General features: G+C 65.5%; 1 protein-coding gene. It reads left to right on the forward strand.

The genetic code is table 11. The features are described 5' to 3' along the window. Positions 1-93: 93 nt before the first annotated feature. On the forward strand, positions 94-872 hold a 779-nt coding region (locus JMJ56_RS33165), incomplete at its 3' end, for an IS110 family RNA-guided transposase (protein WP_202836127.1).

Consider the following 872-nt stretch of genomic DNA (forward strand, 5'->3'; position numbering starts at 1 on the left):
CGGGTGCGGTCATGATGGAATGGACGGCCCCGCTTTCCTAACTGATCTCCCGGTCGAGGACACGACCAGGAGGCCCGGCAAGAGGAGGCGAGGATGGCAGTCGAGGTTATCGGACTGGACCTGGCTAAGAACGTTTTCCAGGCGCACGGGGTCGATGCCGCGGGGCGGGTTGTTCTGCGGCGCCGGTTGCGTCGAAGTGAGGTCGTGGCCTTCTTTGCAGGGTTGCCGCCGGCGCTTGTTGGCATGGAGGCCTGTCATACGGCACACCATTGGGGACGCGAGCTGAGCAAGTTGGGCCACCAGATCCGGCTCATGCCACCGCAGTTCGTGAAGCCTTATGTGAAAAGCCAAAAGAACGACGCAGCGGACGCCGAGGCGATCTGTGAGGCGGTCACGCGTCCGACCATGCGCTTCGTCCCGGTGAAGGGAGCAGAGCAGCAGGCCGTCATCCTTCTGCACAGAACGCGGGATCTGCTCATCCGTCAGCGCAGCAGCTTGATCAGCGCCATCAGAGCCCACTTTGCCGAATTCGGCATCGCCGTCGGCCAGGGAATCCGCAACATCGACCGGCTGCTCGCGCTGCTGCAAACGGGGGCAGAGGCTGAGAGGCGGGTGCCGCCGCTGGCGGCTGAGATGCTTGGCATATTGGCGGCCCAACTGCGGGCTGTCGGCGAGCGCGTCGACGAGGTCGAGGCCAAGCTACTTGCCTGGCACAGGGCCGACGAAACCAGCCGCCGGCTGCAAGGGGTGCCTGGCATCGGTCCGATTACGGCCAGTGCTCTGGTGGCGACGGTGGGCGACCCACGTCAGTTTGGCTCCGGGCGGCAGTTTGCCGCCTGGCTGGGGCTGGTACCGCAGCAGAGGTCGAGCGG

The sequence above is a fragment of the Belnapia arida genome, from assembly GCF_016773205.1.
GTDB lineage: Bacteria > Pseudomonadota > Alphaproteobacteria > Acetobacterales > Acetobacteraceae > Belnapia > Belnapia arida.